Source organism: Corynebacterium sp. 045007, assembly GCF_040743205.1.
Taxonomy (GTDB): Bacteria; Actinomycetota; Actinomycetes; order Mycobacteriales; family Mycobacteriaceae; genus Corynebacterium; species Corynebacterium jeikeium_D.
The window spans coordinates 94,914-119,057 of sequence record NZ_JBFLKW010000006.1; the positions used below are offsets into that span (position 1 = coordinate 94,914).

A 24,144-nucleotide genomic window follows, 5' to 3' on the forward strand; every position below is an offset into this window, starting at 1 on the left:
GACTCGCACGCCGGTCCTATCAACCGCAGTTTTTCAACCCCGCAAGAAAGAAAGGATCAGCACCGCCATGGCCGAGATTCGCCCTATGGGAACAAATGCGCTGCTTATCGACTATTCATCATCGGCCAATCCGTTGGCGAAGGTACTTCGTGCACACTCTGCTGCGGCTGAGATTGAGGGACTCGTTGACAGGGTACCTGCAGCCCAAACGCTCCTTCTTCGCTTTCGTGGACCGGCTCGTCGTTACCTCGGCGCAGTAGAAACCGCGCTGCGGGGCAACAATGCGCAGAGGCAGACCGTCGACAAGCGAAAAACAATGACGATTCCCGTTCACTATGACGGCGCCGACCTTGAGTCCTTGGCACAAAGCCTTGGGATGAGCCCTCAAGCGTTAATCGATTGGCACTGCGAACGCCCTTGGACGGCCGCGTTCGGTGGATTCGCGCCGGGCTTTTATTACATGGTGCGCGGGAGCGGTCAGGGGTGGCCAGAGCCGCTTGATATTCCCCGCCTTACGACGCCGCGCACTCGAGTTCCCAAGGGCTCCGTCGGACTCGCGGGCCAATTCGCAGGTGTATATCCCATCGATTCGCCCGGTGGCTGGCAGCTCTTGGGACATACAGATGTGGAGATGTGGGACTTGAATCGGCCTAATCCGGCGCTGCTTGAGCCCGGGGTTGAGGTGCAATTTGAAGCGACTTCTACGGTGAGTGCGGCGTAGAAAAAGGGGGCGGAAGAGATGAAGAATTCTATCGAGATTATTCGACCCGGCATATTGACGACGATTCAGGATTTGGGCCGTGCAGGGCAAGGCAGCCTGGGCGTGAGTACCTCCGGTGCGTTCGACCACGAGTCCGCGGCAGCTGCTAACCGGATGGTTGTCAACGAAGAAAGCCTGGCGGTGCTTGAGTGCGTCGTCGGCGGGTTGGAGTTCCAAGTAGCGGAGGGAGCAATCATATCCTTCGCAGGAGCCCACGGTGAGGTGACTGTCGAGCAGGATGGCAAGGTCATCAAGACCTCGATGAATAGTCGAATTGTGGTCGGGGCGAAGGCAATTGTGCGGCTTGGTACCTTCGATGCAGGTCTTCGCGGGTACGTCGCGATTCGAGGGGGCATCGATGTCGCGGAAGTGCTGGGCTCGCGGTCATACGATACGCTCGGCAAGCTCGGCCCAGCGCCTTTGCAGGCCGGTCAGGTCTTGCAGGTCGGCGACCCGGAGTATTCGACGGGGTCGTCAATCGCAATTTATCCCGCGCCTCATTGGTCGAGCGAGGCTGCGCGCTTAGATGTTGTTCCTGGCCCTCGGGCGGACTGGTTTACGCGGGAAAGCGTCAGTGATTTCTTTCACGAGACATGGACCGTGACGCAAGAGGCCAACCGCGTCGGACTTCGGCTGAATGGGACTACTCTTGAGCGCCAGGTCACCCATGAGTTGGCAAGCGAGGGAATGGTCCCCGGTGCGATACAAGTGCCCGCATCGGGGCAGCCGATTATTTTCGGTCCTGATCATCCGGCGACGGGTGGATATCCGGTCATTGGTGTGTTGACGGAGCCGTCATTGTCGAGGGCCGGGCAATTGATGCCCGGCGCGAAGGTACAATTCCGCCGGGTGCGGGCGGTATAGGTCTGCGGCTTCATTCTGCGCGATGGTGCGCCACTACGTTTGCCAGCTATGAGCGTCACACCGTTCTTCGCAGTAAAATCAGCCACCATGATTGAACACGCCTCCTTTTCTCAACTCAGCGCGACGGATGTTTATGCCATCTCGGCGTTGCGTACCGACGTGTTTTATCTTGAGCAGTCCTGTACAGAGCCGGAAATGGATTGGCGCGACCTGGAAGATACCGCAGAGCACTATTTCATCCGCGACGACAATGACTCCCGCAAGATTATTGCGTACTTGCGTGTGATTGACACGCTCGATGAGTACTCGTCGAGCTACCCGCGCACCATCGGCCGAGTTGTCGTCGATGCTGCGAGCCGGGGTAGGGGGTTGTCCTCGAAACTGCTGCAGCAGGTCATCGCTGACCACCCGGATAAGGGGCTGATTCTGCATGCCCAGACGCAGGCGAAGGCTGTGTACGCAAAAGCCGGCTTCCATGAGATCGGGGAGACCTTCATGGAAGCCGGCATTGAGCACATCACGATGGTTCGTGATGGGTCCTAGGGGAAAGTACTTAGGCTCCGGTTTGTACGGCGTTGCTTGCCTGAAGTTTTAAGCGTTGACCTTCGAACTCGCCAGGATGCGGTTCAGAGAGTCGACGCTGGCCTTCGCATCGCCGATAAGCATGTCGGTGTTTTCGTTGAAGAACAACGGGTTCTGCACGCCCGAGTAACCCGAACCCATCGAACGCTTGAGAACAATCACGCGCTCAGATTCCCACACCTTCAGCACCGGCATACCCGCAATCGGGGAGCCCGGCTGCTCTGCCATCGGGTTGACGGTGTCATTTGCACCGATGACCAGGGTGACATCCACATCAGCGAAGTCATCGTTGACCTCGTCCAGCTCCAGCACGATGTCGTAGGGAACCTTGGCTTCAGCCAGCAGCACGTTCATGTGACCCGGCAGGCGGCCAGCGACTGGGTGGATACCGAAGACCACTTCCTTGCCGGCCTCACGCAGGTTACGGACTAGGTCAGCAACAGCGTACTGAGCCTGTGCCACAGCCATACCGTAGCCCGGAGCGATGAGGATCTTGTCTGCGTCACGCAGAATCTCGGAGGTGTCCTCGTGGCTGACCTCGGTGTGGGAGCCTTCCACGGCGCTTCCCGACGAAGCCTCGGAGCCAAAGCCACCCAGAATAACGTTGGCAAAGGAGCGGTTCATGGCCTCACACATGATGTACGACAGGTAGGCGCCGGAGGAACCAACCAGCGCACCAGTGATGATGAGCAGCGGGTTGCCAAGCATGAGACCGGTGAAAGCGGCGGCCCAGCCGGAGTACGAGTTCATGATGGACACGACAACCGGCATGTCGCCGCCACCGATGGCGATGACCAGGTGCCAGCCCAAGAACAGGCCCAAAGCAGTCACTGCAACCATGCATGCCCATGCGATGGCGCCGCCCTCGGTGCCGGTTGCGATGAAGACAGCCAGGAGAACCAGAGTGACCACCAGAATGGCAATGTTCAGAGCGTTGCGGCCCGGCAGCAGAAGCGGCGAGCCCTTGATCTTCTCAGACAGCTTCAGGCCTGCGACGATGGAGCCAGTGAAGGTCACAGCGCCGATGAAGACGCCAATGTAGACCTCACCGAAGTGGAACTTCAGGGCATCGGGGGCGACATCTTCCGCGAAGATGTAGGAGTTGAAGCCGATGAAGATAGCGCCGAGTCCGACCAGACCATTGAACAGTGCAATCAGCTGCGGCATGCCAGTCATGGCAACGCGGCGTGCGCGACTGATACCGATGACACCACCGATGCCGATAGCGACGGCGATGAGAATCAGGGTAATCAGCGGCGAGAAGTGAGTATCCGGCTTGGTGTCTGCGGTGACGAGTGCCTGGAAGATGGCAATGACAACGGCTACAGCCATACCAGCAATACCGAAGGAGTTACCGCGGCGAGCGGTCTCCGGCTTGGACAGGCCCGAGAGGGCAGCGAGGAACAGGACAGCGGCGACAATGTAGCCGACGTTGGACAGGCGGTAGGTCCAGTCCAGAAGCGAAGCAGTATCAATGCTAGCCATTAGACTTTATGCCTCCTCTTTCACAAACATGCCAAGCATGCGGTCGGTGACGGCGAAACCGCCGAAGATATTGATGGAGCTGACCACAATGGCCGCGAACGCGAGACCGGAAACCAGCAGGTTGGAGCTTCCCACCTGGAGAATCGCACCCACCAGAACAATGCCGGAGATCGCGTTGGTCTCAGACATCAGTGGTGTGTGCAGGCGCGGCGTGACCGCGGAGATCACGTAGAAGCCGAGCACGATAGCCAAGGTGAGAACCATGAAGTTGGCGCTCACGCTGTGCGGTGCGCTGAGCATAACCACAATGGCCAGCAGTGCCGTCAGGCCCAGAGCAACCTTCGAGCCCAGGCCCGATCCCATGAAGGAAACCTTCTCCGGCGCATTCTCTTCTAATGCGGCCTGGTGAGCCTGCTGCTCCTGCAGTGGGGCAGCAGGGGTGACAGCGACCTTGATTGGCGGTGGTGGCCAGAGAATCTCAGCTCCGGTAGCGCCGGCGCCATTTTGTGAGCGAGCCTTTGTCACCGTGATGCCACGGATAATCTCGTCCTCGAGATTGAGAACTGGAGAGCCATCCTTTTCCGGCGTGATCAGCTTGAACAGGTTGAAAATGTTCTGTCCGTACAGCGACGATGCCTGCGCGGGCAGACGTCCTGCAAGGTCGGTGTAACCGATGATGGTCACACCGTTGTCAGTGACAATGGTCTTGCCTGGAACGGTCATCTCGCAGTTGCCGCCACCTGCGGCAGCCATGTCGACGATGACGCTGCCTGGCTTCATAGCTGCAACATCGGCAGCAGTCAGCAGCAGTGGAGAGCGACGGCCCGGGATATTCGCGGTGGTAATGACAATGTCAGCCTGCGCGGACTGCTCGGAGTAGAGCTTCGCGGCAGCGGCAGCCTGATCATTGGTCATTTCCTTGGCGTAGCCATCTTCGGACTTCTCGGTGGCGGCCGGAATCGGGATGAACTCTGCACCCATCGATTCGACCTGTTCACCGGCTTCAGGGCGCAGGTCTGTTGCCTTAACAACCGCGCCCATAGAGTTGGCCGTACCGATCGCCGCAAGTCCGCCGACACCAGCGCCGATGACGTAAACGGTAGCTGGTGGCATCTTTCCTGCGGCAGTCACCTGACCAGTGAAGAGGCGACCATATGCAGAAGCCGCTTCGACTACTGCGCGGTAGCCGCCGATGTTGGCCATCGACGACAGCACGTCCATCGACTGTGCCCTGGAAATGCGGGGAACTGCATCCATAGCAAGGGCAGTGATGTTGCGTTGCGCGAGCTCTTCGACCAGTTCTTCGTTTCGGCCTGGCGCAAGTCGGCTGATCAGCATGGCACCGTCGTTAAGCAGTGCACGGAACTGCTCCGGCGGAGTGTCGAGCGTTACGACGATATCGCTGTGCCAGACAGACTCGTCGACAATGGTGGCACCGGCGGATTCGTAGTCCGCGTCGGTGAACTTAGCAGCCAGGCCGGCGTCAGCCTGCACGGCGACCTCGTAGCCAAGCTTGACGAGTTTGCCGACGGTCTCCGGGGTCGCAGCCACAATTGTTTGCTGGGGATCGGGTTCTAAAGGGATGCCGATTCTCATTGTGGGAGTTCTTTTCTGTTCGGGGGTTTTATTAAGGGCCATGCGCACTCGGTTGTCGGTTAACAGTGAGTGTGGGCGTGACCACTTTCTCCTTGGTGTCAATAAGGTATGCGCTGGTGGGGAGGCAGCGGAGGCGTTTGTGGAAAAAGGTAATAAAAATATGTGGGTAACGGTGGTGAGGTGGGTTTTCTGAATTTGTGCACTCTTGGAAAGGGGGTAGGAAATGGGGGTAGTGGTGTTAATTTTGGGCGAGAGTGAACATTTTCAGCGCTCTGAATGATTGTTTGAGGGGTGAAAGATGGGGGAGGCTATTTCTGTCTTTACGTATGTATTTACGTATTAGGTAAATTCGTATTCCTAGGTTCTTGGTAAGAGTTAAGGAAAACGATGATTGGTTCACTAAAGACGGCCGGAAAGCCCGTGTCGGCATCCCGTCAAGGGCGGACGCGCACGTTCTCGAAGGTGGTTGCTCTCTCGCTCGCAGCTGGTGTGGTTCTCGGCGGACAGGCGCCAGCGCAGGCGGCACCGCGCATTGGCCAGCTGCCGGACATCACTGCACGTGAAAGCACTGTTGACTACCAGAACTCGGAAACCGTGGACAAAATTGGCGGTGGTCTGGTGGATGTTATGGGTGGCGTGAACCGCGCCATCTCCGGTGGTGAAAGTGGCCATATCACCGAGCCGTTCGCCCCAGAGGCGGGGTACCTGCGCAAGGAGTTCGGAGCGATGGGCTCCCACCCAGTTGCCGCAACCCGTGAAGCAATGCCATGTGATGGTGTCGTCTACACCATCTACAACCGCGTACTGCGGGACCTCCACGGTCTCCACGGCACCACCGGCTGCTATGACGTGTTGCCGGAATCGGCCAACGCCTCCCCAGTTGGCGCGCAGCTCATTTACCCGGCGGATATCGACTCCATGGAGTCCGCGCCGCTGATGGTTCTGAGCCCTGGCATTGGTACTGAGCCAGGTATGTACGACGCGCAAGCACGACTCTATGCAAGCCACGGATATGTCGTGGCTCTTGGCTACAACTTCACCAACTGGTTCGCGCCACAGATGGTGCTGGCAGCTTCAGTTGCCGCAGCGGCCAATGAGGACGAGTCCACGCCACTTGCAGGCAAGATCGATTTCTCCCGCACGATGCTGGTCGGGCACTCTGCAGGTGGCGGCTCCGCAATCTTCCTGAACAACAGGATGGATAAGGCGTTCCAGGCTGCGGGCATCGATATGGTCACCCGCGGGCTGGTCGCCATCAACCCAGGGCCTTCCGACGCTGGACTGATCTCCACCCCACCGGAGATTCCGAGCCTGGTGGCCATTGCTGAGCACGAGGACATCGTTCCTTTTGATGCCGATCGACGTGGTTACCGCGATGCAGCAGGGCCTGCCTGGGAAGCGGTAGTCACCGGTTCCTACCACGGCACCTACCTGGATGATCCGTCCAAGAATGTGCTCGGCTCGCTGGTGCTGTCCTTTAGTGAGTATGTGCTCGCCGGAACGAGTCGAGCAAAGGCCGTCTATGAGGGCGCCAACTATGGCCTGGCCGCTGACTCCGAGCTCAAGGACGTTCAGCGCAAGGGCGTCTAGAGCTGGCTACTCCATCGACTCTGGAATTAGCTTTGCCGCGGCCTCGGCGATTGCCTTGCGCTGCGCTTTCGTGAGCTGATTGCCGTTGAGGTAGTCGTTAGCCCAGAGTCCATCGGAAATCATTTGGACAACGTAGGCCATGCAGGCATCCTCATCGGTGGCAATCTTCTCCGCCGGCGGATTCCACCGGCGCAAAAGGCGCGTCCAAATCTCGCGCAGCTCCGACTCGGCGGCAGAGTCGATGGACATGAGTAGCTCGGCCCTCGTTGCCGTATCCAGTGAGACCTGGAGGTTTGCGCGTAGGCGGTTGGCGGGGGATACCTCCTCCGCAGGCCCACCCGCGGCTTCGATAAGCTCCTCTTCCCATAACTGCGCCATGTGCTCATGGACGCTGCGAATCATGTCTTCGAGGGAGGGGAAGTGGTAAATCAACCCTGATTTACTCATTCCGCATTGAGTTGCGACATTTTCGTAGGTGACCTCGGAAAAGCCGTTTGTCTCGATAATCTCAACGATTGTGTCGAGAATGGCAGTGCGCTTACTCGTGCGCATATTCAGTCTCCTTCGGGTTGCCGCGAAATGCCACCGCAGTCGCAATCGCTGCAATGACAGCAACGACAGCCAGGATAATCAAAATGGCCAGGTAGGAACTGTCGAGGCCGGCGCGGGCGCCGTCGTTAAGCGCTGGCGTGTGAAGTGCATCGGTGAGTGAGATGCTGGCGTCGACAGGCGTGAACAAGGCGTAGAACATGGGTAGGAGGCTGCCTGTGATTGCGACGGTGATCAGTGTGCCAAATTCGTAGGACACGGATTCCATCGCTGCCGCCATACCGGCCTTTGACCTCGGGGCTGAGCCGATAATCGCGGTCGACGACACCGACAACACAGAACCTGCGCCCGCGCCGAGCAGTATCAATCCTGCGATCATGAGCGGGAAATTGCCCGAGGAAACACCGTAGTACATGCCCGCCAGGCCGACGGCGTTGAGGAGGAAGCCGCCGGTGATGAGTGTGCGGAAACCCACTCGATGCAGCGCCATGCCGCCGATGACACCAACTGGCAAGGACGCCAGTGCCGCGGTGGCAACTAGCAAGCCCGCGTCGAGTGGTGTGTATCCGACGGAAATCTGGAAGCGCTGCGTCGTCGTCAATTCGGCGCCTGCCAGGACAAACATGGCAAGCGCGGCTGCCAGCACGCCACCGGAAAACATCGGCGAACGGAAGACGGAGAAGTCGATGAGGGGTTCAGTAAGACGTGCCTGACGACGCTGAAACAGTACCGCGCCCACTAGCCCGCAGGCGATAGCTGCGACGATGACGGTGGAGGTGCGATGACCGGCGAGTTCCTTAATGAGCGAAACCAGGCCCAGCATGGCCAGCATCGCGTAGAGACTGGTGAGAAAATCCCAGCGCTTGGCCGGGTTTGGCTGATTCGGCGGAGCAAAAATCAGCGTGCCAATGATTGCGAAAACTACTACAGGGATGTTGATAAGGAAGATTGAGCCCCACCAGAAGTGCTCCAATAGGAAACCGCCAACGACGGGGCCGGCGGCGGCACCCAGTGTTGCCGTGGCAGACCAAATGCCAATAGCTGTGGCAAGTTCACGAGGGTGGCGGAAGGTCTCACGTAGTAGTGCGAGGGTCGCCGGCATCATGGTCGCGGCGCCCAGTCCTAGACAGCCGCGGGCGATGACCAGCGCCCAGGCGTGCGGCGCAAAGGCCGCGGCCAGGGAAGAGAAGCCAAAAATTGTCAGGCCCACAAGAAACATCTTGCGGTGACCGATGCGGTCGCCCAGGGTTCCTGTGCCGAGGAGGAGTGCGGAGATCACCAGTGGGTAGGCGTTGATGATCCACAGGCCCTCCAACTCGGTTGTGTGGAGCTGCTCGCGCAGAACCGGCAGAGCAGTGTAGAGCACCGAGTTATCTATGCTGATGAGTAGTAGGCCGGCGCTGATGATAGCGAGGAAGATCCACCTGTGGGTGACTGAAGTGGGCGGATTAGCCCTCGTGGAAGCGGCGTGGTCGGTACTTGTCATTCCAGTAACTGTAACGAACGTTCGGTTTAGTTACAACTTCTGAAGAGTGCCGATTTAGGTCTAAAACTTCAAGAAAAGTAAGCCAATCCCGCCCAAGGAGCCGGTGAAAAAGTGTCTAAGTTGCAGGCGTTGTTGAGGTGCGAATTCACGGACGCCGTTCGATCCCCCGTGGCGCCCGAGCGGGTAAAGATCAGCTTTTGCGCGCTGACTTTATGCTCGGAGGCTTACGGTCGGAGCTTTACGATCGGACGTTGTGACCAATCACCGCCGGGATAGTAATTGGCGCATCCCCGAAAAGCTCCTTCTGGTATTCGTTCTGCTCGAAAGCGCCGGCATCGTTATCCCTGATCGTGGCCACGTTTGTCAGTTTGCGTGCCGACGGTGCGGAGCCCTTTTGGAGCAGTCCGCCACGGCTGCCCGCAGTGGTGGCCGCGAAAGCCCCTGCGCCACGGTTTCCAGCAGCGGCGCCCGTGGTTCCGCCAGCAGTACCCGTAGCTCCGGTAGCAGTACTGTTGCGCGCGCTGATTAGGGAATTCATCAATCCACTTCCGCGCTGTGCAGGGCTATTCGAGGCGTTTGGCAAGGCAGAACCAGCAATCCCGGGCCCCAAGCCGGTTCCCATCCCGCGCCCCGCTGTTGGCGCTGGCATACGACCGGGACTCGAAGTCGGAAGTCCCGAGGCCGGTGGACGGGGGCTTGCGTTTCCAGAAGGCGGCAGTGCCGGGATATTGCCCGCTGGTGTGAGCCCCGCAGTGCGTCCTGCGCCGAGAGGGCCAGCCGGCCGGTTGCCGTGAACTCCGTAAGGCGAGACTCCTTGCGGTGATGTGCGTTGAAGTGGGGCGCTCGCTCCCGAAGGGGTGACCATGGCTGGATTCGCCGTGCTCGGTTGAGCCATGGTTGATGTACCGGTCGGGGATGTTGGCGAGATTGTGGAGCTCGTTGGGCTGCTTGGTGGTGCGGGGTGCACAGGGGCAGCAGACGGATTTGTGGGGTTCGACAAAGTCGAAGTGCTCGGTTGCACGTGCGAAGGAGCGGAAGGGCTCGCGGATGTGGATTGTGGTGTTGGAGAATCCGGAACAGTTGAGGTGGCACCAACTGGTGTGCTGGCGGCCTGCATGCTTCCAGTCATCCCCGCAGGCGAAAGGCTGAACTGGCTAGTTCCAGAACGCCCGGCGACTGTGGCTCCAACGGACACCTCGGCAGTCACACCACTTCCCGCATCGGCAGAAACCAGGTTAGGAATTCGGGGAATAGCTGTCTGTAGCTGTGCGGTATACGGACCAGAGAGAAAGGCTGCTACCTCGGCCTGTTCAAAAGCCTTTTGCGCGCCAGGGTTTGGGAGTGCCTTGGATTCGGCTTCGATCGCTGATAGTGCATTGACGGCCATCGCCTTCACAGATGGCAATACGGCAAGGTGCCCGGCCATGACCTCAGATGCGGTGGCGATGCTGGTTGCGCGTGCGGCTAGACCTTTCATTGTCGTATCCGCAGCAGAGAAGACAGCACCGCTGTTGCTCGACACCAAGCCGGATGAGATGGAGGTTAGATTGCTGGCCAACGTGGTCATAGTGTCGGCGAAGTTGTTCCAGTAGGCGATTGCCTCGGCTACGGCACCGTCATTTGTCGAGGAAAACATGGAAAGTAGGGACTTCGCATCGAGACCAAGTTCCGCGGAAAGAGTGACTGGCGCGAAAGTGAGACTTCCAGCTTCAAACATCGGCCGACGCTGAAATACACCGCTTGTGCGCGCTACTTCAGCAAGGGAAGCGCCGTCACCATTGAATGGGTTAATGCTTCGAAGAATCCGATTCATGGTGGATTCGTGCTCAGTGATCACGCGACGGAAGTCAGCGAGATTTGTTTGCGCCCACGTGAGCTGTTTGCCCAGAGACAAGCCGACGGCGGCAGAGCTTCCTGAGCTGCCGGAAATTGCGAGACTGTGTTCTGTCGCCACCAGCTGGAGTGACGGAACCTGTGAGTAGCCGGCCAAGTTGGGCTGCATAAACCTGGAACCGCTTGCTAGAACATTCGTAATACTGAACTTCTGGATTGCAGAGTCGATTGTTGGAATTACGGTATGCATCATGATTCTTCCCCCAAGTAATCAATTAACAGCTCATTTACGGGAGCGCATAGTCGGTGCTGTGGGTCAGGGCTATCTTGTCCGGTTGTGTCGATAACGAATCCAAGAGCCCCTTGTCCTGTTTCGATAGAAGCAATACAGGCGGAACTTCCTAGAGGTTCTGTTTGAGTGAATGTCACCCAATTGAAAATTCCTTCGTGATGAGCCAAAGGCTCGGCACTGTAGCGCTCGAGTTGCGAGTGAGCGACCGCAGCATGCCAGATACTCAATAGACCGGAAGCGTCGGATTCGATAACGCAGCCAATCTGTTTATTACCTTCGATTCGGCCCTCCATGTACGTCTGCTCCCGGAACCCCAGCCTGTCTAAACGCCCCATAATCTCAGGGTCGTCACACGGATTGGTCAGGACGAATTCGGGTGCGTCGTAGTTATAGTGCCCATCGGGGCCAAGTGGAGCATCACCGGGCTCCGGCGGGTTGTTGGGTGGAAGCACACCCGCAGGTAACGTCACGCCCGAGTCAGTAGTCATGGTTATCGCATTGTCGCCGACAGGTTGAACGTCCTCGCCGGAAGCCTTGGTCGATGCGCAACTAGTCCCCGTTATTCCCCATAGAAGTGCTGACAGTAGGGCGGCAGTAGTCGCCTTTTTCAATTTTTCCCTCCCCAAAGAATTTGTGTGAGAAAGATATAACACCGCGGTCACAATTGCGCTTGCTGAGAAGACGAAAAAATAGACCGGCTGTGGATAACTTTTAGGGGTGTGGACAACGCGGTCGCCGCGAGAAACAACGCCGCTGTACAGCCACAACCTGCCCCTTTGGGGTGCGTTCTCCGTGCCGTCGTTAAGCGTTGGTGGGCAGCGTGGGTGTAATAACCGAAGTAATCCGAACGATTGGTTAGACTATGAGGCGCATTACAAAACCACGGGAGTGCCAACCGAAATTCCGGCACTGAGAGGACGCTAGGGATCGAGCGTCGACCGGACGAACCTGAATCTGGGTAATACCAGCGTAGGAAAGGGATGTGTTGCTTCATGGCCGCACGTGTATCTGTATCCGCTCCGCCGAAAGAGGGCGAGGTTACAACTGGCCCGATTTACCGCAGCAACAAGCATTACGACGAGGTTGCGTTCAGCAACGATTTCGGTGAGGCGAACCTGCGCATTCCAGTTCGTCGAATCAATCTGACGGATGGCACTCACTTCGATGCGTACGACACCTCGGGTATTTACACCGAGGAAAATCCGGAGCTGAACCTGAAGGAGGGTTTGGCTAAGACTCGTGACTCTTGGCCGAAGGCTCCGGCAGTGCCGGCGGTTGCGGGGTCTGAGGACGCCCCGAAGGTCAAGACGCAGCTGGCATGGGCTCGAGCGGGAATTGTCACCCCAGAGATGGCATTCATTGCCGCTCGTGAAAATGTGGATCCGGAAGTTGTTCGCGAAGAGGTTGCTGCGGGGCGTGCCGTGATTCCGGCCAACCACAAGCACCCGGAGACTGAGCCGATGATTATCGGCAAGCGTTTTGCCACCAAGATCAACGCAAATATCGGCAACTCGGCCGTGACTTCGTCCATCTCTGAAGAGGTGGAGAAGATGGTGTGGGCAACCCGTTGGGGCGCGGACACCATCATGGACCTGTCCACTGGCAAGGACATTCACGAAACCCGCGAGTGGATTCTGCGTAACTCCCCGGTGCCGGTTGGTACGGTGCCGATTTACCAGGCGCTGGAGAAGGTCAAGGGTGACCCGGCCAAGCTGACCTGGGAAATCTACCGCGAAACCATCATTGAGCAGTGTGAACAGGGCGTGGACTACATGACCGTTCACGCGGGTGTGCTGCTGCGCTATGTGCCTCTGGCCGCCAACCGCGTGACAGGCATTGTTTCCCGCGGTGGCTCGATTATGGCCGCATGGTGCCTCGCGCATCACCAGGAGAGCTTCCTCTACGCGCGCTTCGCTGAGCTGTGTGACATTCTGGCGCAGTACGATGTCACGTTCTCCCTCGGTGATGGCCTGCGTCCGGGCTCCATTGCCGACGCTAACGATGAAGCCCAGCTGGCTGAGCTGCGCACCCTCGGCGAGCTGACCAAGATCGCTAAGTCCCGCGGCTGTCAGGTCATGATTGAAGGTCCAGGCCACGTTCCGATGCACAAGATCGCCGACAACGTGAAGTGGGAAGAGGAGTGGTGTGAGGAAGCTCCGTTCTACACCCTCGGCCCGCTGGCAACCGATATCGCGCCGGGCTATGACCACATCACCTCGGCTATCGGTGCGGCAATCATTGCGCAGGCTGGCACCGCCATGCTTTGCTACGTCACGCCGAAGGAGCACCTGGGGCTGCCGAACCGCGACGACGTCAAGGTCGGCGTGATTACTTACAAGATTTCCGCGCACGCCGCCGACTTGGCGAAGGGGCTGCCGCGCGCTCAGGAGCGTGACGACGCGCTGTCGAAGGCCCGCTTCGAGTTCCGTTGGCATGACCAGTTTGCACTGGCTCTGGATCCGGACACTGCGCTGGATTACCACGATGAGACTCTGCCTGCAGAGCCGGCAAAGACTGCGCATTTCTGTTCCATGTGTGGTCCGAAGTTCTGCTCCATGCGTATTTCCAAGGATGTACAGGACTACGCGAAGGAACACGGCCTGGACTCCGTTGAAGCGATCGAGGCCGGCATGGCTGAGAAGTCCCAGGAGTTCGCTGATCAGGGGAGCCGCGTCTACCTGCCGATTACCGCGGAGTAGCTGGTTGTCTTAGAAGCTGCTGAAGTAAGCCGTGGTCGAGCTCTATTGGGCTTGGCCGCGGTTTTCTTTTGCTTTCAGCTATTTCTGCCGGCCTCAGTGTTGAGCCTCAAACGGGGGAGGGTAAGGCGCACCTTCATAAAGGCGTTAGGTAAACCTAACTAGTGGGGTGTACATTGCTTATATGCACAGCCTGAGATTCCTGACTTTCGATAATTCCCACCGCCATCTCGCAGGTGCTCGCAACACTCGCAACACTCGCCGTTCATTCAGCTCTGAATCATCCACGGTTGGAGAAGACGTGCGTCGACCGGTGGGGCGGGGTGCGCGCAGAGCTGCGACTGCGGTTTCGCTGTCCGGCGCCATGGTTCTTTCGGCGTTTGTGTCCCCGGCAATGGCTGAAACTGCGAAGCCAATCGTGCCGGACAATTTTCCCAATGTGATTAATCCAGCGGAGAACTTCCAGCCGCAGGATTCACAGTATGTCGAATCCCCGGAAGTTACTGTCACTTTTGAGGACGGCACACCAGCTGAAGGTGCCACGGTTCATCGCGGCGATGTTCTTATTGTTCGCGGCAGTGGTTTCAATCCGTCGGCCAACCGTGGTGGTTACCCGCTTCCAATTCCTCCGGGTGTGCCCAATGGTGTTTACGTTCTCTACAGTGCGTTCCCAGACTCGTGGAAGCCAAGTGAAGGTGCTCCGTCTTCGGCGCGGAAACATCCACACGACAACATTGCCTGGGTCACGCCGGCCGGAACTCTCGAGGCCATACCGAACCAGGGCGTCGATATGCGGCGTTCTATCGCTCGTCAGGCTACCCCGATGACAGATGACGGCAGTTTTGAAGCCCGCATTGTTGTTGACCCGCCAGAGACCCCAGCTGGTGAAAACTGGGGTATTTACGTCTACCCGGCAGCCGGCTCTATTAATGAGGCCGAGGAAATCTATATTCCGTTGAATTATTCGGATGCTCCGGGCAAGAATGCCCCGGCTCCCTCCAGCGAGGATTTAGTAATTCCTGTATCTGCGCTGGAGAAGGTATTCGGCGCACTGGGTGGCGGAGTCACTGCTAAGAACGGTGCTCTAGAGCCTGAGGACGGTGTTGTCTCATTCACCCGCGACAATGACAACAGCGATGCCGAAGGGGAGAGCTACCGCGGAGAAGTTCACTTCACCGCGAAGTTCAGTCTGGTTCATGTGGTCGTTCGTAATCCGCGCATTGAGGACGGCCCGACCGGAAAGATTATTACGGCAGAGGTCTCGCAGGGCTACGATGTCGGTCCGGATGAGATGGAGCGTATGCCCATAGCCGCTGTTGTCAACAGTGATGGCGATCAGCTGATCACGACCATCGGCACTATCTCGCAGTTCCGGTAGTCCCTCCGGTCATCATGGCCGCCAATTGTTGTCCACCTGGCACTTCGTTCAAAGTAAGCCGTCATACCTTGCGGGTTCTTGTGGGGTTGTAACCACTGCCGTATTGGAATCACTACATTAGATAGAGGCGCTTACCAGCGATGAGGAGGAACGTGGGACGGCATAGTCGGGCAGAAGGACCGGTGTCACAGGATGGGGCATCGTCACAGGTTGCGGAGTCGCAACGTGCTGTTGCGGAGTCTCCGTCGCGGGCCTCGCGAAAAATATGGGTTCGCAAACCCAATCAGGTCCCTGCGCTGACGCAATCGCCTGTGATGAGCTGGCCTCTTATGCTGGTCTCGCTGCTCGGTGGTCTTGCCTCGCTGCTGGCCTGGAATGGCCGCACCCAGCCGGACGATTGGGCGTCGCTCTGGGTGGGCGGGCTACTGATGGACAGGGGACTTGAGTCCCATCTCTATGATGCCGATCCAATCGATTTCACCGCCATGAGCGGAGAGGTCTGGCCACGCCTGGCGCAGGAAGTGTCTGCGCCATTTACGCATCCCTTTGTGCAAAACCCTTTGTTTGCAAAGGCTCTGGGAGCGATATCCCACGTCATGAGCTTTGAAACCTCGGTTGCTTGGTTGCTGTTTCTTTCCGGAATGGCCGTTGTGGTCCTGGTCGCAGCTTCCTACCACCTGTGGTTTCGGTCGACCATGCCCTGGGGTATCGCAGCGCTGGTTACCGCATGCGTATTCGCCCTGCCGACCACTCTTAATTCGTTCTGGATTGGTCAGACGACACCGCTGATTGTCGCGGGCGTCGCCTATGGGCTTGCCGCCTCGCGCACTCGTCCTTGGCTCGCGGGCATCGTCCTCGGCATCGTCGCATCCATTAAATTGACTCCGTATGCGCTCATCGCCGTGATGCTCTTTTTCGCTTATCGACGGCGCGCAGCCCTCTGGTCGCTGGCCACCACGGCGGTACTGGCGGTCTGGATGTTTATCCGCATTGACATACCGGTTATTTCGGACTGGATTGATCGAATCGACGACATTGGTGCGTCGGTCTTGGTCGGTGGTGCGAATCAGTCGTTGGCGTCGACTTTAGCCACAGATCTGGGCAATCCTGATTTATTAGTAACAGTGGTTCGTGATTATCCGAGTCACGTGAAAACGATTCCACTGTGTATTGCGCTTGGCGTGGTGTTGATGGTCACGGCAGTTGCGTGGTTGAACCCGGTCTACCGGTTTGAGGTTCTAATCACCGGCGCGTGGCTTATTGCAGCCACATTCTCATCGATTCTTTGGACCCACTACATGTTGATGCTGGTCACGCCTGTGTTCGGTTTGGCCGCCATGGCGCGGACCCGATTGACCAGACAGTGGCCGTATATCGGTATTGCGTTGCTAGTGGTCCTGCTGACGTTCCCTGTGACAAACCCGATTGCTGCTACGCCGTATACCGGCGGATTTGTGTACTCGGGGATTACTGCGATGCTCTTGACGCTGGCATTGATGCTCATTATTGGTGGCTGCCACGCGTTTGCGGTACATCGGTACGGCGATGGTGATGCAGGCGAGGTTGGAGCTGGATTGGGCAGTGAATTAGCTGCCGCGGAGACATTGAAATTTCCTCAGCCAGAGCCAATGGTCTTATTCGACTTGAGGAAGCGCTAGATTTAGCGGCTCAGCATAGAGACGATGTCACGGGCAGACATGTCGCTGTAAATCTCGTTTCGGGCGCTCTTAACCTGGTGTCCGAAGTGGACTGCGTTAGCGTCACTGCTGGTGTCGCGGGTAAGAGCCTCGCGCAGCGGCTGAGAGAAAAAGGCGCGCTTGGTAGTGAAAGAGCGGGGGAACAGGTTTTCAAGGCTCACGGTATAAACCCTTTCTGTGGTCGGAATCCGGTCGGGACTCCGGTTTGAGAGGTTCTGTATTCAAATGGTTTTCTTTGATGCGGTTGCCACTATATGTCTGAATATGCCCGATATCGAGTTAAAACGGGCAAAAGTGACTAAGTGGATACCGTTCCCAACATGAAAGCTGCATCACACTGTGGATCGGCTCAATGCTCGGTCACGGTCAGTTGTGGGCTCCAATACAATGAAATCCGGAATCAAATGTGAAGTAGGAGTTTGGTTATGGCTATTTCTTCGGCACCCACCCCTGAGTCCCCGGATTCAGCGGATACCTCGGAAGCGGCATCGCGCAGAGTTCCGGCGGCAGCGCTCAGTCACGTTGAGGATTTAATAGATTTTGTGGCTGCGTCGCCAAGCTCATTTCATGCGGCACAACAGGTCGTTGACCGTCTGAGTGCAGCCGGTGCCACGGTCATCGATGAGCACGAACAGTGGCCAAGTAAACCCGGTGCCTACGTCCTGCGTCGCGATGGCGCTGCCGTTGCTTGGATCGTCCCGGAGACGCCGGCTGCCGATTTCACCGGTTTCCGTATTGTGGGTTCCCACACGGATTCGCCCGGTTTTCGTGTGAAGCCCAACGCGCGCACCTCCGCCGCAGGCTATGCGCAGGTCGCCGTTGAAGTCTACGGCGGCGCGTTGTTGGGAAGCTGGACCGACCGCGAAATTGAGTTCGCCGGTCGGGTAATTGATAAAAGCGGCAATGAGCACCTTGCTCGCACTGGCCCGGTTGCGCGTATTCCGCAGTTGGCTATCCACCTCAATCGTGCGGTTAACGAAGAGGGGTTGAAGCTCCACAAGCAGAATCACACTGCACCAATCATCGGACTGGATACCTTCGGCACCGATGTGCACCAGGTCATCGCCGATGCTGCGGGACTGTCTATCGACGACATCGTCGCCTGGGACCTCATTTCTTTCGACACCCACCAGCCGCGCACCTTCGGTGCTCACGATGAATTCCTGGCTTCAGGTCGACTCGACAACCTGCTCAGCGTCCACTCCTCCCTAGTCGCCTTCGAGGCCTTGCTCCGCCAAAACTGGAGCACGCCAACCACCATCCCCGTCATGGTCGCTTTCGATCACGAGGAAGTTGGGTCCGCCTCCACCACGGGCGCTGCAGGGCCACTGCTTGCCGACGTTCTGTCCCGCATCGCAGCGGCCACAGGCGCTGACCTGGAACGCACCCAGCAGCTCTACCGCGGCTCCATCTGTCTCTCTGCCGACGGCGCACACGGTGTGCACCCGAACTATGCAGGCGAACACGAGCCGGGGCACCAGCCGGAACTCAATGCCGGCCCGGTGGTGAAGATCAATGCCAACCAGCGCTACGCCACTACGGCGGCCGGTCAGGCTGAGGTTGTCCGAATCGCAGCGGAAACCTCTAAGCGCATTGGCCAGGAAGTGCCGGTGCAGTATTTTGTCTCTGCGAACCACAAGCCATGTGGCTCCACTATCGGCCCGATCACTGCAACGCGACTGGGTATCGACACCATTGATATCGGAGCTGCGATGGTCTCCATGCACTCGGCGCGTGAGATGTGCGGCACGATTGATCCATGGTGGTTGGCCGAACTCACCGTGGATTTCTGGGGTGCCGGAAACTAGCAGCTCGCGTGCAGCGCTTAAGTCACCTCTAGCAGGGGAGATGTCGGGGCGCTGTGGCCGTCGTGAAGCGACAATGGGTGAGGGAGTTTCCGTAGCTGCTCGTCGTGGAGCCTATTTTCTGTCATGCTATGAACCATGACTGATGCTAACGACACCCTGCCGTCGCACCGCCTTGAAGTACCTATCGAAGAGGCGGTGGCATGGCGTCGCCAACTGCACCAGAATCCGGAGCTGAGCTTCCGGGAGTACAGGACCTCGGACATGATTGAGGATCTGCTCAATCAATGGGACATCCCGACGTACCGGTTAACCCCGACGTCCGTGATTGGCGTCATCGAGGGTACAGCGGGCGACCCCAGCACTGGCCGTGTGATCGGCTACCGCGCAGATATTGACGCCCTGCCGATTCAAGAGGAAACGGGATTGCCGTACGCCTCGCGCACGCCGGGTGTGATGCACGCCTGTGGTCATGATGTGCACACGGCGATGCTGCTGGGCACGGCGAAGGTGCTCTCTGGAATGCGCGATCAGCTGCACGGCAAGGTGCTGTGCATCTTCCAGCACGCCGAAGAAATGCTGCCGGGCGGCGCGCGTGAGTTGGTCGACAAGGGTGCCGCCGATGACTTGGATGAGGTCTATGCTTTCCACGTCGCGCCGCATCCGGTGGGACATGTGGGAATCTGCGCTGGGCGAGTGACAACCATGTCGGGCATTGTCTCCATCGCGATTCGTGGCCGTGGCGGACACTCTTCGAACCCGCAGCTGTCGATTGACCCGGTGCTCATCGCCAGCGAGGTGACTCTCATGCTGAACACGATTGTCTCCCGCGATGTGGATCCGAAGCACATGAACATCGTCAACGTCGGTTCACTGCACTCAGGTGAGGCCGGCAACGTGATCCCGGACACGGCCAACCTGGAAGTGTCCATCCGCTCGGTGGATGAGGCCGACTGGGAGATTGTCTGCCAGCGTATCGAGGCCGTCGTCAACGGCGTCTGCCAAGCTCACGGCGCACAGGCGACTTTCGACTGGCAGATTCCGTACCCGATGGTGGTCAACGCCGACATTGCAGTCAATCGTGCCTGGCATGCGGCGACGAAGGCGGTTGGCAACTCCAAGGTGTTCGCTGCCGATCCGTGGGCTCCTTCGGATGACTTCTCCTATTTTTCTCGTGAAGCGCCGGGCTGTTACATGTTCCTCGGCACCGGTGGCCCGGAAGCGGGTAATCCCTTCTTTCTCCACAATTCCAAGTTTAAAATTGTGGAGAGAGCCATGGTCAATGGCATGCGCACGGAAATCCAAATCGCGCTCGACGCACTGAACCCGTCGAAGAATCATCCGCCGGAGCGCCCTGCCACATCTCCGACCATGCCCGCAGCAGGTTCCGTGCCTCCACGGCCGCGGAAGGCAGGCCTTGGCACGCCGCAGTCGCATGCGGGTCAGGCGCGGGCGTCGTCAAGCGAATCGGCGGGGGAGACCTCACCGAGTCCTGAGGCGGCGACATCAGATAATTCCAATCAGGCTCAGGCACCTAGAGAGGATGCATAGGACAATGTCCACGACCCCCAACGCCCCTGATAAGACGCTCGCTGCCGCACCTGAGTGGTCGAAGTGGGCGATTGGATGGCACGTCTATCCACTGGGGTTTGTGGGAGCGCCCATCCGTGAGAAGGATCGAGGCGCCGCGCCGGTCAATCGAATTCGCAAACTGATTGACTGGCTTCCGTACGTCCAGGAGCTCGGGCTCAACGTCCTGCAGCTGGCTCCAGTATTCGAGTCGACTAGCCACGGCTACGATACCGAGGACTACTACCGCATTGACTCGCGCCTGGGTACCGAAGAGGACATGAAGGCTGTTATCGAAGCTGCCCATGAGCGCGGCATCAAAGTGCTTTTCGACGGCGTCTTCAACCACATCGGGTCAGAGGCGCCCGCGCTGAAGACCGCGAAGGAAAACCCTGACTCTGAAGAAGCACAGCTCTTTGCGTTTACTCACTCAGATGGCGACATGACCGCGCCCGTGTTTGAGGGCCATGAGAGTTTGGTCGAATTCGATCACACCAGTGACGCGACTGTTAATTTTGTCGTCAACGTGATGAATTACTGGCTGGCGCGGGGGATTGATGGCTGGCGACTGGATGCGGCCTACGCAGTGGACCCACAGCTTTGGCACAAGGTTTTGCCGCGAGTGCGTGCTGAGCACCCGCACGCCTTTATCTACGGCGAGGTCATCCACGGTGACTATGCGGAGATTGTGTCGGTGTCCGGCATGGACTCGGTGACGGAGTACGAGCTGTGGAAAGCGACCTGGTCTGCGCTGAAGGAGGAAAACTTCTTCGAGTTGGACTGGACTCTGAAGCGCCATAATACCTTCGCGGAGTCTTTTGTGCCGGTGACGTTTGTGGGCAACCACGATGTTTCACGCATTGCGACGCAGGTAGGGGCCGACAAGGCCGTGCTGGCGGCGACGGTGCTGTTTACCGTGGCCGGTGTGCCGCTGGTCTACTACGGCGACGAACAGGGTTACACCGGTCTCAAAGAGGAACGCATCGGCGGTGACGACCAGATTCGACCAGTGTTCCCGGATAGCCCGGAGGAACTCTCTGCGCTTGGTGAGGACCTCTACCGCGCTTACCAGCAGCTCGTTGCGGTGCGACGCCGGTTCCCATGGTTGCACTCCGCTCGCGTGGAGACTGATGAATTGCGCAATGGTTTTCTTCGCTACCGCGTGACCGCAACCGACGCGGCGCTCGTGGACGATGCTGCCGGAGCCTCGGGTGAGGCTGGAGCTTCCGGCGAGATGCCCTCGCTCGTTGTCGAGCTGAACCTGGAAAACGGCGCAACCAGCGCGGTGATCCGTGATGGTGACCACGTGGAATTTGAGTTTTCCTAGGCTCTCTAGGCGGCTCTAGGCTGCCCCGGAGAACCAAAACCGCCCGGACACAATGTCCAGGCGGTAATTCTTTCGTGCCCCATCGATGAGTGGGCACAAGGGGTAGTGACTGCGTTTATGTTTGCTGGCTACCCCTGTTTTCGCAGATGCAGTGATTACATCTCTGCGGTCTCAGCAGGGGTCATCTCGTCGGAGGATGCCGGAGTGGTGGCCTTCTGCTCGAAGGTCTCCGACGGGTTGGCCTGGTCGCCGACCTTCACGTCCGAGTCAACCTGATTCGGGGGAGAGCAAGCGACCAGGGCTGCTGCGGCAATAGCGGATGCGGCTATAGCGCCGGCGATGCGGTTACGCATGGATGTGGCTCCTCTGTCGGAAAAACAATAGCTACAAGGGGCTAATAAACTTTTCTCACATTATCTTAAAGCAATATCTTAGAGGATTCTTAACGGCTTGCGGGAACCAAGGGGCCAATCGCCCCCGCGCCGATGCATAGGGTTGCCCCCGGAGTCGCCTTTTCCACATCGACATGGAGAGTATTTCCGCCACCGTTGAGGTACACATAGCGCGGTCGCAGATCGTTGTTCATCTTCACGACTGTGGAACCACCGCGGGTTTGCTCTTCAGTCTCGAAAGGATTGGGGAGCGACAGGCGCACATCCATGTCCTCGGAGGCGGTGGCCGGGAACTCAAGCACCCAGTCACCGAGCTTGATGATGTTCTCCAACTTGATGTCCTCCGACGCGGTGCCGTCCTCGCCAACTGTGATGCGATGGCCACACTGCTCGACAGGGCCGTCAGTGACACGGGTGACCTCGGAGACCTTGGCGTCGATAAGCGAACCGTCTGTATTGAACATGCGCGGGTGACCGGTGACGCGCTCAAACGGCGGGCGATCGGAGACCGCATCAAACACCCGCGAGTACATGTTCATCGGAGCGGCGACGGGCACGAGAACTTCGAAGGGGACGGGCTGGTCGATGAGATTGTAGTCGATCGCCTTGTCGGGGCCAGCGGCATCGGCTTCCTCGCGCAGCGCGGACAGCGACGCCTTGGTGTTGCCGATCCACTCCATTGCGATGTCATCAGACCAGGCATTGCGGTAAGTGACCACGGAAATCGTGGAGGTGACAGCCAGCGCGATGCCCAGCGACCAAATCAGAATGTGCGTACGAGCCGGTAGCAGCGCTGGCGCCTCGTCCTTCGGTGGGAGTCCAGCCAGGGAGATCGCGACGCAGATTACGATCACGAGCGCGACATCAGAGTAGTAGTGCAAAGTGTGCGCCAGCACGCCAGAGGTGTTCTCTCCCGAGCGGAACAGGGTGATGGCGAACAAGGTGGTGAACATGTACGCCACCGATAGCGTCCACGGAGCCCAGCCACGGTAATCGCGGCCGATGAGGGTGGCGGACAGAATCAACAGGATAATGCCGCCGAGAGTAATCAGCTGAGACGAAGCGGAGGCAAACGGCTGTCCCGGAGCCCAGCGTTCCCAGCTTGTTGGTCCGCCGATGATGCCGGCAAAAATCTGGCCGAGGCCGTTGAAGAACAGTTCGGGCTGTAGCTTGTCGGAAATGAAGCCAGTGGTTTCGGCGGGGCCGAAGTAGTACCACAGTGCCCAGGCGCCGGTCAGCAGCATCGATGGGATCCAGATGACGAGGCCACGGCGGAGAACCTGCAGGATATTTCTGCGTTCCATGTAAGCCAACGTGACGACAACCAGCATGGAGATCGGTGCGATAGCCAGGGACTTCTCAAAGAATCCCAGCGCCACGGCCAGCAGCACGAACAGGCCTACGGCTTCCCACGGGCGGGGGCCGAAGGAACGACGCATAGTGGTGCGAATGGCGACAATCATGAAAACCACGAATGCTAGGTGGAACGGCTGGGAATTGGCCGCGGCCGACCACCAGGTGTCTCCCGGAAGCATCAGCGGAGTCCAGGCGACGACCGTGATGAGGAAGAGCGATACCAGCGTACGGCCGGTGAGAAGCTCAAAGAGTTTCGCTGTGGCGTATGTCAGCACTGCCGACATCACGGCCATGGTGATAGCCGGTAGCCACCAGTTCCACGGCGCGATGAGGTGATAGAGGCCTTGCACCAAGAAAGCCAGTGGCGCAAGGTGCCCGTCGTGATCCTGAAGCAGGTAGTCCTTGCTCAGCAGTGGGGTGTCGTAAAGATGGCCAACAATGATGAAGTCATCCCAGTAAAAACCATGGCTAGTCAGCACCAGAATGCGAGCGACAAGCTGTATCGCAATAACAACTCCGATGAGTGGCCACCACTGCTTCGCAGACAGGTCAAGTCGCTCGCCCCACGTCAATGTGGGCATGTAGTATGGGCGAGAACTTTCCTGCTCAGCGGTGTTGTCAGCACCAGGGGCCTCGGCAGTTTGCACTGCGGAATCCGCGGCTGTCCCCTCATCGCCGACTGGCGGCGTATGAGGGGTTTGGGCAGTTGGGGTATCTCCTGTAGATGACCGCTCGGCTTTAGTCATGGTTCCTTATGTTATCTAGGCCATCTGCTGGGCGCGGTAGGGTAGGCAAAAGTTAGTGCTTAGGGCGTGTCGACACAGGCTTCATACGCCGCTAATGAATACATCAATAATGTTTGAGCAATACCGCTCGAGTTAAAGAAA

At 58.4% G+C, this 24,144-nt stretch carries 19 protein-coding genes and 1 riboswitch; of the genes, 10 read left to right on the forward strand and 9 right to left on the reverse strand.

Annotated elements, in window-relative coordinates; translation table 11 throughout:
• The first annotated feature begins 67 nt into the window (after positions 1 to 67).
• From AB1Z34_RS04995 to AB1Z34_RS05005, 3 genes are all read left to right on the forward strand, one after another.
• Entirely contained in the window at positions 68 to 721 is a 654-nt protein-coding gene (locus AB1Z34_RS04995; RefSeq protein WP_049172678.1) for an allophanate hydrolase subunit 1, read from the forward strand.
• Positions 722 to 739: 18 nt separating this feature from the next.
• Positions 740 to 1,624, forward strand: coding sequence for a biotin-dependent carboxyltransferase family protein (locus tag AB1Z34_RS05000; protein WP_367157998.1), 885 nt, complete (start codon positions 740 to 742; stop codon positions 1,622 to 1,624).
• A gap of 87 nt (positions 1,625 to 1,711) precedes the next feature.
• Entirely contained in the window at positions 1,712 to 2,167 is a 456-nt protein-coding gene (locus AB1Z34_RS05005) for a GNAT family N-acetyltransferase (protein WP_076772286.1), read from the forward strand.
• Positions 2,168 to 2,215: 48 nt separating this feature from the next.
• Here AB1Z34_RS05005 and AB1Z34_RS05010 read toward each other — a convergent pair whose 3' ends face one another.
• Together AB1Z34_RS05010 and AB1Z34_RS05015 are read right to left on the reverse strand one after the other, a co-directional pair.
• On the reverse strand, positions 2,216 to 3,691 hold the full coding sequence (locus tag AB1Z34_RS05010) for an NAD(P)(+) transhydrogenase (Re/Si-specific) subunit beta (protein ID WP_049172682.1): 1,476 nt from the start codon (positions 3,689 to 3,691) through the stop codon (positions 2,216 to 2,218).
• Between the two features lie 6 nt (positions 3,692 to 3,697).
• Positions 3,698 to 5,287 carry a Re/Si-specific NAD(P)(+) transhydrogenase subunit alpha gene (locus AB1Z34_RS05015; RefSeq protein WP_284857734.1) on the reverse strand — a complete coding sequence of 530 codons (1,590 nt, stop codon included), beginning with the start codon at positions 5,285 to 5,287 and terminating at the stop codon, positions 3,698 to 3,700.
• Positions 5,288 to 5,674: 387 nt separating this feature from the next.
• On the opposite strand from AB1Z34_RS05015, the gene AB1Z34_RS05020 reads away from it, so the two are divergent.
• Entirely contained in the window at positions 5,675 to 6,877 is a 1,203-nt protein-coding gene (locus tag AB1Z34_RS05020; RefSeq protein WP_367157999.1) for an alpha/beta hydrolase, read from the forward strand.
• Between the two features lie 6 nt (positions 6,878 to 6,883).
• On the opposite strand, the gene AB1Z34_RS05025 is transcribed toward AB1Z34_RS05020, so the two are convergent.
• The 4 genes from AB1Z34_RS05025 to AB1Z34_RS05040 all read right to left on the reverse strand — a co-directional run bounded on the left by AB1Z34_RS05025 (position 6,884) and on the right by AB1Z34_RS05040 (position 11,804).
• Positions 6,884 to 7,429, reverse strand: a complete 546-nt coding sequence (locus AB1Z34_RS05025) for a TetR/AcrR family transcriptional regulator (RefSeq protein WP_367158000.1) — start codon at positions 7,427 to 7,429, stop codon at positions 6,884 to 6,886.
• Positions 7,416 to 8,912, reverse strand: a complete 1,497-nt coding sequence (locus AB1Z34_RS05030; RefSeq protein ID WP_256881668.1) for an MFS transporter — start codon at positions 8,910 to 8,912, stop codon at positions 7,416 to 7,418. The genes AB1Z34_RS05025 and AB1Z34_RS05030 overlap by 14 nt, the downstream gene beginning before the upstream one ends.
• A 238-nt stretch (positions 8,913 to 9,150) precedes the next feature.
• A complete protein-coding gene (locus tag AB1Z34_RS05035; protein ID WP_256881667.1) occupies positions 9,151 to 10,998 on the reverse strand; it encodes a hypothetical protein in 1,848 nt (615 codons plus the stop codon).
• Positions 10,995 to 11,804 carry a hypothetical protein gene (locus AB1Z34_RS05040; protein ID WP_367158001.1) on the reverse strand — a complete coding sequence of 270 codons (810 nt, stop codon included), beginning with the start codon at positions 11,802 to 11,804 and terminating at the stop codon, positions 10,995 to 10,997. Before AB1Z34_RS05040 ends, AB1Z34_RS05035 begins: the two co-directional genes overlap by 4 nt.
• 105 nt (positions 11,805 to 11,909) lie before the next feature.
• A riboswitch (TPP riboswitch) is annotated at positions 11,910 to 12,031 on the forward strand.
• Between AB1Z34_RS05040 and thiC the strand changes: the two genes are divergently transcribed.
• From thiC to AB1Z34_RS05055, 3 genes are all read left to right on the forward strand, one after another.
• The gene (thiC, locus tag AB1Z34_RS05045) at positions 12,030 to 13,736 is read left to right on the forward strand and encodes a phosphomethylpyrimidine synthase ThiC (protein WP_367158002.1); all 1,707 of its coding nucleotides are present in this window, start codon (positions 12,030 to 12,032) and stop codon (positions 13,734 to 13,736) included. (Overlaps the previous riboswitch by 2 nt.)
• Before the next feature lie 181 nt (positions 13,737 to 13,917).
• Entirely contained in the window at positions 13,918 to 15,111 is a 1,194-nt protein-coding gene (locus AB1Z34_RS05050; RefSeq protein WP_367158003.1) for an HtaA protein, read from the forward strand.
• A gap of 314 nt (positions 15,112 to 15,425) precedes the next feature.
• Positions 15,426 to 16,769 carry a glycosyltransferase family 87 protein gene (locus AB1Z34_RS05055; protein WP_246819315.1) on the forward strand — a complete coding sequence of 448 codons (1,344 nt, stop codon included), beginning with the start codon at positions 15,426 to 15,428 and terminating at the stop codon, positions 16,767 to 16,769.
• Positions 16,770 to 16,771: 2 nt separating this feature from the next.
• Here the strand turns inward: AB1Z34_RS05055 and AB1Z34_RS05060 are convergent, their stop codons facing one another.
• Complete coding sequence (locus AB1Z34_RS05060; RefSeq protein WP_048732933.1) at positions 16,772 to 16,969, reverse strand: hypothetical protein; 198 nt, start codon at positions 16,967 to 16,969, stop codon at positions 16,772 to 16,774.
• A gap of 264 nt (positions 16,970 to 17,233) precedes the next feature.
• Between AB1Z34_RS05060 and AB1Z34_RS05065 the strand changes: the two genes are divergently transcribed.
• The 3 genes from AB1Z34_RS05065 (at position 17,234) to AB1Z34_RS05075 (ending at position 21,509) form a co-directional block, all read left to right on the forward strand.
• Positions 17,234 to 18,616: a M18 family aminopeptidase gene (locus AB1Z34_RS05065; RefSeq protein WP_367158004.1), complete on the forward strand. Its 1,383-nt coding sequence runs from the start codon at positions 17,234 to 17,236 to the stop codon at positions 18,614 to 18,616.
• A gap of 135 nt (positions 18,617 to 18,751) precedes the next feature.
• Positions 18,752 to 20,164 (forward strand): M20 family metallopeptidase, encoded by a 1,413-nt coding sequence (locus tag AB1Z34_RS05070; protein ID WP_367158005.1) that lies wholly within the window; start codon positions 18,752 to 18,754, stop codon positions 20,162 to 20,164.
• A gap of 4 nt (positions 20,165 to 20,168) precedes the next feature.
• Positions 20,169 to 21,509, forward strand: a complete 1,341-nt coding sequence (locus AB1Z34_RS05075; RefSeq protein ID WP_367158006.1) for an alpha-amylase family protein — start codon at positions 20,169 to 20,171, stop codon at positions 21,507 to 21,509.
• Between the two features lie 155 nt (positions 21,510 to 21,664).
• On the opposite strand, the gene AB1Z34_RS05080 is transcribed toward AB1Z34_RS05075, so the two are convergent.
• Both AB1Z34_RS05080 and AB1Z34_RS05085 read right to left on the reverse strand, forming a co-directional pair.
• Positions 21,665 to 21,862, reverse strand: a complete 198-nt coding sequence (locus tag AB1Z34_RS05080; RefSeq protein WP_049172707.1) for a hypothetical protein — start codon at positions 21,860 to 21,862, stop codon at positions 21,665 to 21,667.
• A gap of 89 nt (positions 21,863 to 21,951) precedes the next feature.
• Entirely contained in the window at positions 21,952 to 24,003 is a 2,052-nt protein-coding gene (locus tag AB1Z34_RS05085; protein WP_367158007.1) for a hypothetical protein, read from the reverse strand.
• Positions 24,004 to 24,144: the final 141 nt, after the last annotated feature.